Consider the following 13,762-nt stretch of genomic DNA (forward strand, 5'->3'; position numbering starts at 1 on the left):
TTCATCACACTGATGATAGCCTTTTCCTTGCTCTGTTTTGCTCTTTTCAGTCTTCATCACACTGATGATAGCCTTTTCCTTGCTCTGTTTTGCTCTTTTCAGTCTTCATCACACTGATGATAGCCTTTTCCTTGCTCTGTTTTGCTCTTTTCAGTCTTCATCACACTGATGATGACCTTTTCTTTGCTATAGAAAGCAACTTTGAGTCTTGATCTCTCTTATGATAGCCTTTTCCTTGCTCTACAAAGCTACTTTAGGCCTTCATCAGTGGATGATGAAGACCTTTTTTACAATGCCCACCATTAATGCAACTATGGCATGCTACACCTAAGGCTCAATGCCTATTTCCGACGCTTCTTGCCTTTTTTGCGCTTCGCACTTGGTGCATTTTCGTAAAATTTCTTTTTCTTACGCTTTTTGCCACCATTTTTTTCGCCATTTTTAGGAGCATCTTTTCCTTGGCCTTTGCGATTATCTCCGTTTCGGCCTTTTCCTCCACCTCGGCCTTCTCGCTTTCCACCGACGATGACTTTCGGACGATCACGTACTTCTCGACGCTCTCGTGGTTTCATGCCTACAACTTCAAAGTCTATTGACGATTCATCAACATTGACATTGGTTACTTTCACTTCAATCTCGTCACCAATACGGAAGATTTTTCCTGTACGCTCTCCGATCATCGCATACTGCTTTTGATCATAGTGATAATAATCATCTGTTAAATAACTAACATGGACGAGCCCTTCAATCGTATTTTCCAATTCAACGAACATACCGAAGTTAGTTACCCCACTAATGACACCGGTAAACGTTTCACCAATTTTATCTTCCATGTATTGTGCTTTTTTAATGCTATCGGTATCGCGTTCAGCTTCCACCGCCCGGCGTTCCATTTCAGAAGCATGACGCGTTAAGTCAGGCAAAATTGCGTTCATACGTTCTTGTGTAGCCTCATCAACATTGCCTTTAATTAGATATGTGCGAATCAGCCGATGCACAAGTAAATCTGGGTACCGGCGAATCGGCGATGTAAAGTGAGTATAGAACTCTGTTGATAAACCGAAGTGTCCAATGCTGTTAATATCGTACTTTGCTTGCTGCATCGAGCGCAGCATTACTGTACTAATAACCATTTCTTCTGGTTCACCTTTAATCTCATCGAGAAGTTGTTGCAGAGCTCTTGGATGAACCGTATTGGCATTACCACGAACGACATACCCAAAATTTGTAATAAACTCAAGGAATTTTGCTAACTTTTCTGCATCAGGATCCTCATGAATCCGGTATACAAATGGAAGTTTTAGCCAATGGAAATGTTCAGCTACCGTCTCGTTTGCTGCTAACATGAATTCTTCTATTAATTTTTCTGCTACCGAACGGCTACGGAGAACAACGTCGGTCGGTTTCCCTTCTTCATCAACGAGAATTTTCGCTTCTTTGAAGTTAAAATCTACCGCTCCACGATCAAAACGTTTCTTTCTTAAAATAGCTGCAAGCTCTTCCATCTCTTCAAAAAAAGGAACAAGTGACTCATAATTTTTTCTCGTTTCTTCATCTTTATCAACGAGAATTTTATTGACATCGGTATACGTCATACGCTCTGTTGTTTTAATAACACTTTGGAATATTTCATGCTTTACCACTTGGCCATTTGCATCAATTTCCATTTCACACGTCAACGTTAACCTGTCAACTCGTGGGTTCAAACTGCAAATCCCATTGGAGAGCCGGTGAGGAATCATTGGAATAACACGGTCCGTTAAGTACACACTTGTCGCCCTATCTGCAGCTTCCAAATCGATCGGTGACCCTTCCTTCACATAATGCGTAACATCAGCAATCGAAACACCTAATAGGTAATTCCCATTATCTAATTTCTTTACATGAACGGCATCATCTAAATCTTTGGCGTCAGCTCCGTCAATCGTAACGATTGTTTCATCACGAAGGTCACGGCGATCTTTAAAGTCTGCAGGATCAATTTCATCAGGAATTGAATTAGCATGTTCAATAACTTCTTCTGGAAACTCGATCGGAATGCCATGCTTATAAATGATCGATAAGATATCCATACCAGGATCATTTTTATGTCCGAGTACTTTGATTACTTGCCCTTCAGCACTCATACGACCTTCTGGGTATTTTGTAATTTTCACAACAACTTTATGACCATCAACAGCACCTGAAGATTGCCCTTTTGGGATAAAGATATCGTTTGCGATTCGTTTATCATCTGCAATGACAAACCCATACGATTCTTGATCAGAATACGTCCCGACTGCTTCTGTTACTCCTCGTTCAATAATCCTGACTACTTGTCCTTCAGGTCTAGTCCCTGAAGATTTGTCATTCAGACGTACAAGTACGGTATCTCCGTTCATCGCGCTGTTTAAGTCCCCACTAGTCACATAAACATCATCCATACCTTCTTGTTCAGGGATAATAAACGCAAAGCCTTTCGCATGCCCCTGGACGCGTCCGCGAACCAAATTCATTTTCTCTGGAATTCCATAACGGTCTGTCCTTGTGCGAACAACTAGTCCACGGTTTTCCAACTCGTTTAACGACTTCACTAACTCTTTAAACTTATCACTACTCTCTGTTCCAAACGCTTCTTCAATTTCCTTTATAGAAAGAGGTTTTTCCGCTGTTTCGCGAAAGTGCGTTAATAATTGCTTAATTAATTCTTCATTCAAAGTTCATTACTCCTTTCGTTAACAGCTTCTTTCCATGTTTATTTAGACCGTCCAATCAAGTTGTTCCAAAAATTGATAGACGTCATCATGAAGCTGTTCTTTTTCTTTATCTAATGTAATTACATGTGTTGAGTCTTCATACCATTTTAACTTTTTTATATCTGACTCGACTTGATCATGAATGATATCTGCACTTTCGATATCAATCATTTGATCGTGTCTTGCTTGTACAACAAAAGTTGGCGAATAAATAAAATCAAGATGATCTCTTACTTCTTCAATAAGTCCTTTTAATCCATTCAACGTTTCCATTGGTGAATCCTTGAATGAATCCATTTCTATATCTATTTGCTCTTTTGACTTCTTTTCAAGTTGCTTGTATTGTCTTGCATAAGCAAGCAAACCTTTGTATATCGCATCTTCTGTTTTTGGTTTCATCGGTGCACACATCGGCACGATTCCCATTACAGGTAAAGTGTACCCGATTTTTAATGAGAATACCCCTCCTAGCGATAGACCACAAACGGCAATCTCTTCATGCCCTTTTTCTTTTAAAAATTCATAACCACTAACAACATCTTCCCACCAGTCTTTTGGCCCTGTATGTACTAATTCTTCAGGAGGGACACCATGTCCTTTATATAATGGAGCATGACATGTATATCCGAGCTTCTGCAAATGACGGCCAAGCATTCTTACATCTGCTGTCGTACCTGTAAATCCATGCAAAAGCAAGACCGCACGATCTCCTCCTTCAAACGTAAATGGTTTAGGAACAACCACTTTCATCTTCATCTTCCTCCCTACACAAAAATGCCTCAATCTTATTTATTAATATCTCCTTTTCAAACCCATGGCAAATCAAATGCTTAGATTCAGGCAACAACGTTAGCTCTTTTTGTTTAGAACCAATTGCTTCATATAAAAAATGTGCACTTTTTTTGGGGACTATCCCATCTAACTCCCCTTGTATAATCAGTGCTGGAGCGATTATCTTTTTTAAAATCGGCTTAATCTTTTTTACAACTTGCATAAATTGAAAGACAGCTGCCATCGGTGTTTCGATAATTTTCTTACGATATAATAAAAAATGTTCATCCGTTTCAAGTTCACCACGAACGTGAAGACGCACTTTATCTTTTAATTCTTGTAGTAGCTGTTGAGGATTACCATAATAAGCAGCTGCGCTTAACAAAACGAGTTTAGAGATGTCATATTTCGCAGCAATATAGCACGCTAGCATGCCCCCCATTGAAAACCCGATCACGTATACTTTCTCACAACGCTTCATTAACTCTAAAACTGCTACTTCTGCAGCAAAGACCCATTCCTCATATGTAACATCTTTTAAATTTCCTGTTGGCCCATGTCCAGGTAAAGTAGGTGTGTAAACAAGCCATTTCTTGTTTTCGAGAAAATAAGTAGAAATCGGTTCTACTTCCCACGGCTCTCCTGTAAACCCATGCAAACACAAACAGCCAATCATCTTCTCATCATACCTTTCATGAAACAGTAATCTGTCAAATTTACCCAGACTGAAAATGATATATCTTTTTATTGTTTCCACAACTAGTAAGAATTATAGCTCCTATACAAAGAAGCAGCAGGTATTAGACCCACTGCTTAGATTACAAGAAATATGCGACCGTTACGGTTAAAACAAAAAACAAGACAGCTAAAACAACTGTTGCTTTACTTAATACAGCATCAATTCCACGTGCTTTCTGTTTTCCCATAAGCTGCTCTGCTCCACCGGAAATAGCACCTGAAAGACCTGCACTTCTCCCTGATTGTAATAAAACAACTGCGATTAAACTTATCGATACAATAACGAGTAAGATTGTTGCTAATTGTTGCACTTTGCTCCCACCTCCAAGCACAGTATGCGCTTCTACTAATTTACCACATAAAAGCAAGAAAACTCAACAATTATTCTCTCCCTATACAATAACAGCAGCCGTTGCCTTAGCTTGAGGGCCTTCACTCGATAAAAAAATTAATCAAACGGGCGCGCAACCGAAAATGATTTTGCAACTCGTGCCACTCTTTCTCCTAGCCTAGCAGCCATTGTTAATTCATCCTTACATGGCATACGTGACCCATCAGGACCCGCGAGTGTTGACACCCCGTACGGTGAACAGCCAACGGCTTTATCCGTTAAATATTCCGGGTTTTGCGTGTAAGGAAGCCCAATAAAAATCATTCCTAGATGCAAAAGGGGAACCAATGAATTGAGCAATGTCGCTTCATGACCACCGTGTATAGAACCGGCACTTGTAAACAAAGCTGTCGGTTTCCCTTCTAGTTCACCAGTTGTACAGAATTGGCCTGCTTGGTCAAGGAACGATTTAACTTGCGCTGGCATTGACCCTAAATAAGTTGGAAACCCCCATATTATAGCATCTGAATCACGTAAATCATCTAATGTTGCAATCGGAATATGAGCAAGCTCCTGCTGCACTCTTTCGTAGTCTTCAATCCTTTTTGTTAATTTAAAATGTTGCCCGAGCCCTTCCTCATCTTGATTTCCTCGTTGATTCACGACTCGAATATTCCGATCATTGAATTCTGGAATACGCAGGTGCTTAGCAGTAACACTCTCAATCCGTTCAACTCCATCAGCAATGGCCTCGCTCAATGTTGAAATATGTCCAAACGCACTATAATAAACAATTAATACCTTTGTCACGTTCATCCCCCTTACATCGTAAATGCCTGATTTAGGTTAAACTCACTTTCACATCTTGTCATTGCAACCCAGCGACCTTTGCTATAAACAGCTCTTGTTTGTGGTAACTCAGCAAATAACGTTTCAATAGTAGTTGCATTAAACAGAACAAAGTCAGCTTCTTGCCCATGCTTGATTCCTTTTTCTCTTTTTCCGATAAGCTTTGCTGGCACTTCAGTAATCATTTTTAGTAACGTGTGCATATCAGTCTTTCCACCCATATGCGCTGTATAACCAGTTAATTGAGCAATTTGCAATAAATCTCCTCTTCCAAAAGGGTGAAACGGGTCGCAAACATTATCCGAAGCTATCGCAAGTGGAATCCCCTCATCAAGTAATTCACGTACTCGTGTAATTCCACGTCTAACCATGCCCCTGTCTCCCCTGCCTTGTAAATATAAATTGGCAGCTGGCAGCGTTATCGCCCCTAAACCGGCTTCTTTCATTTTCACAATAACTTCTTTCGCTTTTTTATGTTCCATTGCTGCGAGTGAACATAGATGATCCACTACTACCTTCCCTTCATAATGGGACTCCATCGTCTTGTCAGCAATATACAAAACGGTATCAACAGTAGGATCATCACTCTCATCAGTATGTAGATCAATAGGCAAGTCGAAAACTCTTGCATAAGAAAAAATGTCGTCAATGCACCTCAGTGGCAATTCACTTATATGTGGTGCTCCCCCAATCCCATCGATTCCAAGTGTTAACATCTTCTCAATCTTTTTTCGGTCTTCATCTGAATACGGATAATAAGGCAGCATCGGAAACACTTGAATATCAAGAAAAGGAGCAAGTTCTTTTTTTAATTCAAGTGCCATCCTTACACCCCTAAACGTCGTCTCTTCAGTAACTCTCGTACTAAAATCAATATGAGTGCGAATCGTGGTTGTTCCATGGGCTAATGCTGATAAAGCTGTCTTGCGCATCCTTTCTAAGACATCATCTTCTGTAAACGACTCTGAAGCTTCTGTATAACTTTCAATCGCTTCAAGTAGCGTACCACTATTATTCTTTGCAACATGAAGCGAATGTGATTTATCTAAATGCATATGTGCATCTACCAATCCAGGCAACAGGATTCTACCTTGAGCGTCCCAAATATCTCTGCCTTCATTTGTATGGTCAGCAAAAGAAAAAGAAAATGGGCGCGCTCCTCCCCCTTTTTCACCATGTGGCTCCAGCTTAGTAACTCGACCTTTTTCAATGGTAATATCATAATGATCCTCTTCATGTAAAATAGGTATTTTTACATTTACAATTTTCATCACAACTCCCCCTTACCCTACTTAATCATTAAACAAAAAACTCTCAACTAATTCCTATTCCTAAATCTATTGTCCATTCCGCTTTCTGTGGTTTGGTTTTTGTAATAACCTGTCCTCTTGATATAACTGCTTCTGCAACCGGCTGTCTCCGAAGCAAATCATGTGCTCCTTCTGCATCAACGATTATGAAATTCGCTTGTGCCCCTTCCTTCACTCCATACCCTTCAATTTTTAATACATGTGCTGCCTTTGTTGTCACCATTTGTAAAACGGAATTGAAGTCCTCAGTCCTCGTCATATGAGCTAGGTGAAGAAGCATATGCCCTGCCGCTAATAGTGCCCCTGTCCCTAAAGGGTAGAACGGACTTAAGAAATCATCATGGGCCACTGCAATATTGATACCGGCATGATTCATATCTTTCACTCGCGTAATTCCTCGGCCTTTAGGCCAACTGTCAAACCGGCCTTGCATCGCACAATTAACCAGAGGCGCTGTTACAACATTAATTCTTGACTTCTTAATGAGACCGATAAGCTTTCGAACATAAGCCTCTTCATAATAGGCCATAGCATTCACATGGCTTACTGTAACAGCGTCATACAGGTTTGTATCAATTGCTAGAGAGGCAACCACTTCGAGAAAGCGCGACTGGCGATCATCAATCTCATCACAAAAAATATGAACAAAGCAATTATGCTCCTTTGCTAGTAGAAAGCAACTTTCTAATGATTCCACTCCTTTTTCCCTTGTCGCTTCAAGATGTGGGACAGCACTAATGCCATCTACCCCTAATTGGATTGCTTTCTTAAGTTGCGCTAAGCCATTCTTAGCTGGGCTAATTCCATTTTGAGGAAATGCTACAATTTGTAGGTGAAAAAAATGGGCGACCTTCTCCTTTACTTCTAGCAAAGCTTGTAAAGCTGTTAAGTCTGGATCAGTTACATCAACCATACTTCTCATATACAGGACTCCTTGCTCAGCCATCTCTTTAATGACCATTAGCGCTCTAGTAATCACATCGGTATAGTTAAGTTGTTCCTGACAATAACTATTCCAAACATCAATCCCTTCAAATAATTCACCAGAGTGATTAAAGTAAGGCTTTCCATAAGTTAATGCCGTGTCTAAGTGAATATGTGACTCAACGTATGGTGGCAATACAAGTCTTTCTCTTCCTTCTAATACTCTTTTTGCAGGGGCTTCCATTGAGCCAACCTTTACAATTGTCTGCCCCCTAATTCCAATGTCTGTAGTCGCTATATCAGAACTAAGGCGAACATTTTTTACAATTAAATCATACATCTTATTCACCTACACTCTTTGTAAGTTTACTCCAGTGGCTCTAACTTTCACTTATAGAGCTTGCACCTTTGTACTACTCTTTTCTCTTTCTTACTATAAATACCCTTGATTTTTTCTAAATATTCAGACTTAAAATAAGCCTTTTTCAATTGATGTAATCGAAGCAACCTAATAACCACCCTGATTCGGGACAGTTCTCTCTACGAATGAGGCATCTGAAAAAGGTCGTTTCCTTTTCCAGATGCCTCTTCCTTTTCTATAGCCCCATAAATTAGTGCTGTAACCCTTTTGAAATTTCGCCAACTAGATTGCTAAATTCCGGAGTACTACGAAACGATTCATCTCGTTCATATGGAGGAACATCATATACATTCGTTATCCTACCAGGTCTAGCACTCATAACTGCGATTTTCGTTGATAGAAAAACAGATTCAAATACGTTATGTGTGATAAATAAAACGGTCATACCCGTCTTCTCCCAAATACGTAATAGTTCATAATGCAAGTTTTGTCTTGTCATTTCATCTAAAGCCCCAAATGGCTCATCCATTAAAAGGAGTTTAGGCTTTGCAATAAGGGAGCGCGCGATTGACACCCTCATCTGCATCCCACCTGAGAGTTGTCTTGGCAAGGCTTTTTCGTATCCCTTTAATCCGACTAATTCAAGAACTTCTCTTCCTTTTTCTTCTCGTTCTTTCTTTTGAACACCTTTTAGTTCCAAAGGCAACCCGACATTATCCAATACAGATTTCCAGGGTAGCAATGTTGCATGTTGGAAGACAAAGCCAACTTCATTGCGATCAATTGTCACTTCACTTTTATTCGGGTTGAACATTTCGATCGTCCCTGTTGTCGGTTCACTTAACCCTGCAATAATTTTAAAAATTGTTGATTTACCACACCCTGAAGGTCCAACGAAAGAAATGAACTCTCCTTCTGGAATGTCAAGGTTTACACCAGTTAAAGCAGTAATAGATCCATCATAAATTTTGCTTACATTATTTATTCGAAGCATCGACTTACTCGCTATTACGCCTTGGTTCGTTTCTAACGTTGCTGATTTCATCTTTCAATCCCCTCTCGTATCTTCTTTACTTTTAGACCGAGGTCTTTTCAGCGTTCTTTTTTAAATATTCCATTTCAAACTGACTCATCATCTTTAATGATTTTGCGATCCTTTTGCTTAAACGTCCGAGAATTTCTTGTCCTTTTTCTTTTGTTCCTGCTTTGGCATTACCAGCAATTCCTGTTTCAGATAAATCGTCTATTGCCTATGCCACATAAGGTCCTCCTTTTATGTCTATCTCTTCTGGGCGTTTATAAAATTCACAAGGAGACACTTCCATTCGTACCCACTCTTCTTCCAGAGCTAAAATGAGTGAAGTTTCCACGTCTCCACCATGAATTCCATATGTTAGCTCTGTTTCAGAAAACAGATCAGTCAATTCTGAGTTGAAATCCATGCCGTTCATTCGAAACACGACCAATCCTGTCTCAATTCGCAATTCACGTGAAATCATATTTAATAAGTCGTTATTGCCTCCGTGTGTATTAAAGAGGACGAGTCGCTGAAATCCACTTTTCTTTAAGCTTTTCCCTATATCCAATACGACTTGGCAAAGCGTATTCGCTGAAAGTGTAATCGTCCCAGGGTAACTCCCATGCTCCGTACTCTTGCCATACGGAATAGGGGGAAGCATCCAAATATTATCCTCTGTTGTTAATTGATCGAATGCAGCTGACAAAAGTCCATCTGCAATTAATGTATCTGTATAAACAGGAAGATGTGGGCCATGCTGTTCAACAGCTCCAATCGGCAAGACAGCTAAACCGTGTTTCTTCTCTAAATTCCGAACTTCTTCTGTTGATAAACGAGGCAAGAATCGTTCTTGCCACGCCTTACTTTTTGACCTACTCAAATATTAGCCCCCTATCTTACTTTAAAAACTCTGTTGTAAAGACATCTTCAGCGATCATTTGTGAATCAATTAATTCAAGGTCATACAATTGATCGATAAGTGTTTGCCAGCGCTTTTCCGACATATAACCGACTCCATACTCAGCTGCATCCCCTCCAAATACAAGTTCCTGCATTTGGTCAGTCGCATATTTCATTTGTTTCACTGTTTTTTCTGGCTCCAGCTCGATGATATAATCAAAGACTTTCTCTGGTTCTACTTTGAATGCTTCCCATCCTTTAGTGATCGCATCTACATATGCTTGAACAATCTCTGGATGATCCTCCATAAAGTCTTTCGTCGTAAATATCACATCAGCATAAGGAGAATAGCCTGAATCTGCAATTAGCAAATGTCCTGTTTCTATCCCTTCTTCCTGCAAATAGTATGGTTCTGATGTTACATACATTTGTGATGCTGCTTTTTCATTTGACACAAACGTTGAATTGTCTCCGGTATACACTCTATTCTGATCTTGCTCAATTTCATATTGACTAACTAAGTATTCCCAGTAACCAGCTCCTGCTGCAGTATATATTTCATAACTTTTAGCCAAATCATTGAAGGTTTCAATCGGTTGATCTGCGTGAAACATGATTCCCTGAGGCGTTGTTTGAAAATTAGCAAAAATTGCTACGAGAGGGATTCCTTCGTTTATCGCAAATAAAACTTCGTCCCCTTGCGCCATTCCAATCTGTGCACTCCCTGATGAGACAATTGAGATTGATGAAACTTGAGGTCCACCTGGTTCTGTCGTCATATTTATTCCTGTTTCTTCATAAAAACCTTCCATTGCTGCATAGTATTGACCAGCATTTTCAACTTGAGGGAACCAACTTGTAATTTGCTTCATTTCCATTAATTCATCTCTAGCTTCTTCTTCGAGCGTGTCTGATGTTTCTTCTTCCACATTGACTGTTGCCGTTTCATCCACAGCTGTTTCTCCACAGGCAGTTAATGTAACGAGAAAAGTTAAACTAATGAAAAAAGTAGATTTCGTAAATCGTAATTTTAGCAATGGTATAACCCCCAAGTTCTCTTTTTGTTGGAGACGGTAAAAGAAGTATTTCAAGAGTTGACCAAACAAGCCGTCACCTGATTAATCTCCTATTGATAAACTGTAAGCATATCCTCATTAAATATCAGGTAAGGGTTCATTGACATTCTTATTAGCCTTGCTCCATCTCTGATTCATGCCAAGATCCTAAGAATATTCTAGATGCATAGCTGACAATAAGAAAAAAGGTGATTCCTAGTACTGCTGCTGATAGCCCCAAGGCGAAAAGGTATGGTGTTTGTAATCTTGATGCAGCTACGGTAATGGCATATCCTAATCCACCTGCACCACCACCAACACCAGCGATATATTCACCAACTATCGCGCCAACTACCGCTAATGTACAAGAAATTTTAGCTCCAGCAATAATGTAAGGAAGTGCTGCCGGAAAGCGAAGTTTCCACATTACTTGCCATTTTGAAGCGTTGTATAGATAAAAGAGGTTTTTCATATTATGATCAGTCGCATTCAGACCGATTAACGTATTTGATAGCATTGGAAAGAACCCAATTGTGAAGGCGATGATAACAATTGCATTCATACCAGAACCAAACCAAATTACAATAATTGGTGCAATTGCCACCACTGGAATGGTTTGTAGAATAATAGCATAAGGATAAAAACTTCTTTCAACTAATTTAGAACTAGCCATTAACACTGCTACACCAATTCCAACAACCACGCTGAGAATAAATCCTGTAACCGAACTAATGACTGTCGACATTAGTGCCGTGGATAGGTTCCCCCAATTACTCACGGCAGCTCCATAAATGTCAGAAGGCTTCGGTAAAATATAATGAGGTGTTCCAATAATCGTAACAATTAACTCCCATAAAACGACAAAAGCAAGTAATGCAACAGCTGGTGGCAATACCTTTTTCATTAACTCGTTACTTTTCTCTACTATCCCATTTGTTGGAACTGTAACTTGACCTACTTCATTAACTGCACCTCTAGCCATGCGTAACACCTCTTTTCAATTCATTTGGCATTCTTGTACATTTGCTCACATTATCAAAAATCTCGTTAATGTTAGTCCCCTTCATTCTTTCTCCTCCTTTTTAGTTACATCAATCCTTTTACTAGTTTGATAGTCGGTAACTTCTCTTGATTTAACAGGTCGTACGGATCATTTTCTTGCTTTTTATTAACGATTCTCTCAAGTTGCAGATCCCAGCCACCAGCTCCGAGTAAATACGTGTGTGGATCATTGACACATGCTCCAATCTTATTGAAATAGTCGATTATTTCATATAATCTTTCTTTTGACTGAAATTTCACAAGAGGTAAGGCTGCTGGTATTAACTTTCCCTTATCACGGATCCATTCAAAATGTAGAAGGATTTCATCGCCAAATTGTTCTTTTATTTTTGCTACTTGACTATGAACGTCTTCCAATGAGAAGAAACTCTGTAAGTACGTCCAATTCTTATCCACTTTTAACGCCCATAATGTCGTATGATTCCATGTAAAATCGGAAACCCCAATTCCTTGACGATACGCACTGGCTTTAGTAGTATAAATGACTTTTCCGTTATATTTACTTGCCTCTTCTAAAAACCTATTATGGTTTTCTTCTGCGATCTCAATGATCACCCAATGCTCGTCTTTTTTTTCCAGGATCCTTTTTAAGGGTCTAAAAAACGTTGGGATTGGCGCTTCTACGACTGATACTAACCGTTTCTTCCACCTTCTTGCTTCAGCTATCGCACGAGAAAAATCTAGCGCTTTCTCTAAGTTATTGAAACGTACAATCTCTTGAACCCACCTCGTTTTTGGTTTGAGTGGGATTGTTACTTCTGTTATAATTCCGGTCGTTCCATAACTGTGGATATACTGGTGTAATTCTTCTCCTTCGATCTCTAACTCCCTGACCTTTTCATTCATTGTAAGGACTTTGGCAGCTAAGACATTATCGTCCCATAAATTCCCCCAAGTAACTGATCCAATACCTCCTGATCCCCCTGCGATAAAACCTCCAATCGTCGCCTTTACAAAAGTTGACGGGTAAATCGTCAGTTCTTGATCAGTCGCATGAATTTGTTTTTCTAAATCTCTAAGCTTCATTCCAGCTTGAACACGTGCAAAACCATCTTTTATTTCAAAAACTATGTTAAGTCGGCTAAGGTCAACGACTAATCCTCCATTCATCAGAATCGCCTGACCATAATTACCCGTTCCGGATCCACGCACTGTAACGGCAATCTTTTCATCAACTGCAAGTTGTAAAACGGCCTTTAACTTTTCGTGAGAATCTGGGGTAACAACATAATCAGCTTTCTTCTCTCCCAACTCCTTTTCTAATACAGGAGAATACCAATAATAATCTTTAGAAAATTTCTTAATCATTTCATCGTTATGAATAACTTCATTTGGAGTTACCTTTTGTAAAACCTTCTCAAGAAACATGCCACCCATTCGTATTTGCATCTCCTTTCAGGTTGTGCCTTTTTAGCTCGCAAGTTATTTTTCACCAAATACTGAATCGATTTTATTCAATGCGAATATACCATTAACAGTAATGAAAATATTCAGATATTTGTTGGTTATCGGAAGGTTATCTCACACATTTTTTCTGCTAGCTTAACGAGCTTTTTGTCTAACGCAAAATACTATTGTGAATGTTAACCAATATGGAGGTTATCACTGGCCATTATTCGCTCCACGAACCCTTGTTAAAAACAAAAAAGTTCAACCTCCTAAATGTAATGTTAGGAGATCTACCATTTGAATTAACCAATTTCTATGA

The 13,762-nt window shown here is 39.5% G+C and carries 12 protein-coding genes; all 12 read right to left on the reverse strand.

Annotation, left to right across the window (positions count from 1 at the left end):
• Positions 1-341 precede the first annotated feature (341 nt).
• Positions 342-2,696: a ribonuclease R gene (rnr, locus tag AC1FXZ_RS07345; RefSeq protein WP_480052108.1), complete on the reverse strand. Its 2,355-nt coding sequence runs from the start codon at positions 2,694-2,696 to the stop codon at positions 342-344.
• A gap of 42 nt (positions 2,697-2,738) precedes the next feature.
• Positions 2,739-3,485: an alpha/beta hydrolase gene (locus AC1FXZ_RS07350; protein ID WP_480052110.1), complete on the reverse strand. Its 747-nt coding sequence runs from the start codon at positions 3,483-3,485 to the stop codon at positions 2,739-2,741.
• Positions 3,466-4,182: an alpha/beta hydrolase gene (locus AC1FXZ_RS07355; protein ID WP_480052112.1), complete on the reverse strand. Its 717-nt coding sequence runs from the start codon at positions 4,180-4,182 to the stop codon at positions 3,466-3,468. The genes AC1FXZ_RS07350 and AC1FXZ_RS07355 overlap by 20 nt, the downstream gene beginning before the upstream one ends.
• Positions 4,183-4,324: 142 nt before the next feature.
• Positions 4,325-4,555: a preprotein translocase subunit SecG gene (secG, locus tag AC1FXZ_RS07360; protein ID WP_480052114.1), complete on the reverse strand. Its 231-nt coding sequence runs from the start codon at positions 4,553-4,555 to the stop codon at positions 4,325-4,327.
• Between the two features lie 137 nt (positions 4,556-4,692).
• Positions 4,693-5,385: an NAD(P)H:quinone oxidoreductase gene (gene wrbA / locus AC1FXZ_RS07365; RefSeq protein ID WP_480052116.1), complete on the reverse strand. Its 693-nt coding sequence runs from the start codon at positions 5,383-5,385 to the stop codon at positions 4,693-4,695.
• Between the two features lie 11 nt (positions 5,386-5,396).
• Positions 5,397-6,695 (reverse strand): amidohydrolase family protein, encoded by a 1,299-nt coding sequence (locus AC1FXZ_RS07370; RefSeq protein WP_480052118.1) that lies wholly within the window; start codon positions 6,693-6,695, stop codon positions 5,397-5,399.
• Between the two features lie 43 nt (positions 6,696-6,738).
• Positions 6,739-7,998, reverse strand: coding sequence for an amidohydrolase family protein (locus AC1FXZ_RS07375; protein ID WP_480052120.1), 1,260 nt, complete (start codon positions 7,996-7,998; stop codon positions 6,739-6,741).
• 271 nt (positions 7,999-8,269) lie between these two features.
• Positions 8,270-9,064, reverse strand: coding sequence for an ABC transporter ATP-binding protein (locus AC1FXZ_RS07380; RefSeq protein ID WP_480052122.1), 795 nt, complete (start codon positions 9,062-9,064; stop codon positions 8,270-8,272).
• Between the two features lie 205 nt (positions 9,065-9,269).
• On the reverse strand, positions 9,270-9,917 hold the full coding sequence (locus AC1FXZ_RS07385; protein WP_480052124.1) for a creatininase family protein: 648 nt from the start codon (positions 9,915-9,917) through the stop codon (positions 9,270-9,272).
• A 16-nt stretch (positions 9,918-9,933) separates the two neighbouring features.
• The gene (locus tag AC1FXZ_RS07390; protein WP_480052126.1) at positions 9,934-10,974 is read right to left on the reverse strand and encodes an ABC transporter substrate-binding protein; all 1,041 of its coding nucleotides are present in this window, start codon (positions 10,972-10,974) and stop codon (positions 9,934-9,936) included.
• A gap of 151 nt (positions 10,975-11,125) precedes the next feature.
• Positions 11,126-11,974 (reverse strand): ABC transporter permease, encoded by an 849-nt coding sequence (locus AC1FXZ_RS07395; protein WP_480052128.1) that lies wholly within the window; start codon positions 11,972-11,974, stop codon positions 11,126-11,128.
• A 104-nt stretch (positions 11,975-12,078) separates the two neighbouring features.
• A complete protein-coding gene (locus AC1FXZ_RS07400) occupies positions 12,079-13,431 on the reverse strand; it encodes an FAD-binding oxidoreductase (protein ID WP_480052130.1) in 1,353 nt (450 codons plus the stop codon).
• Positions 13,432-13,762: the final 331 nt, after the last annotated feature.

The sequence above is a fragment of the Halalkalibacter sp. HAAS-P014 genome, from assembly GCF_056619965.1.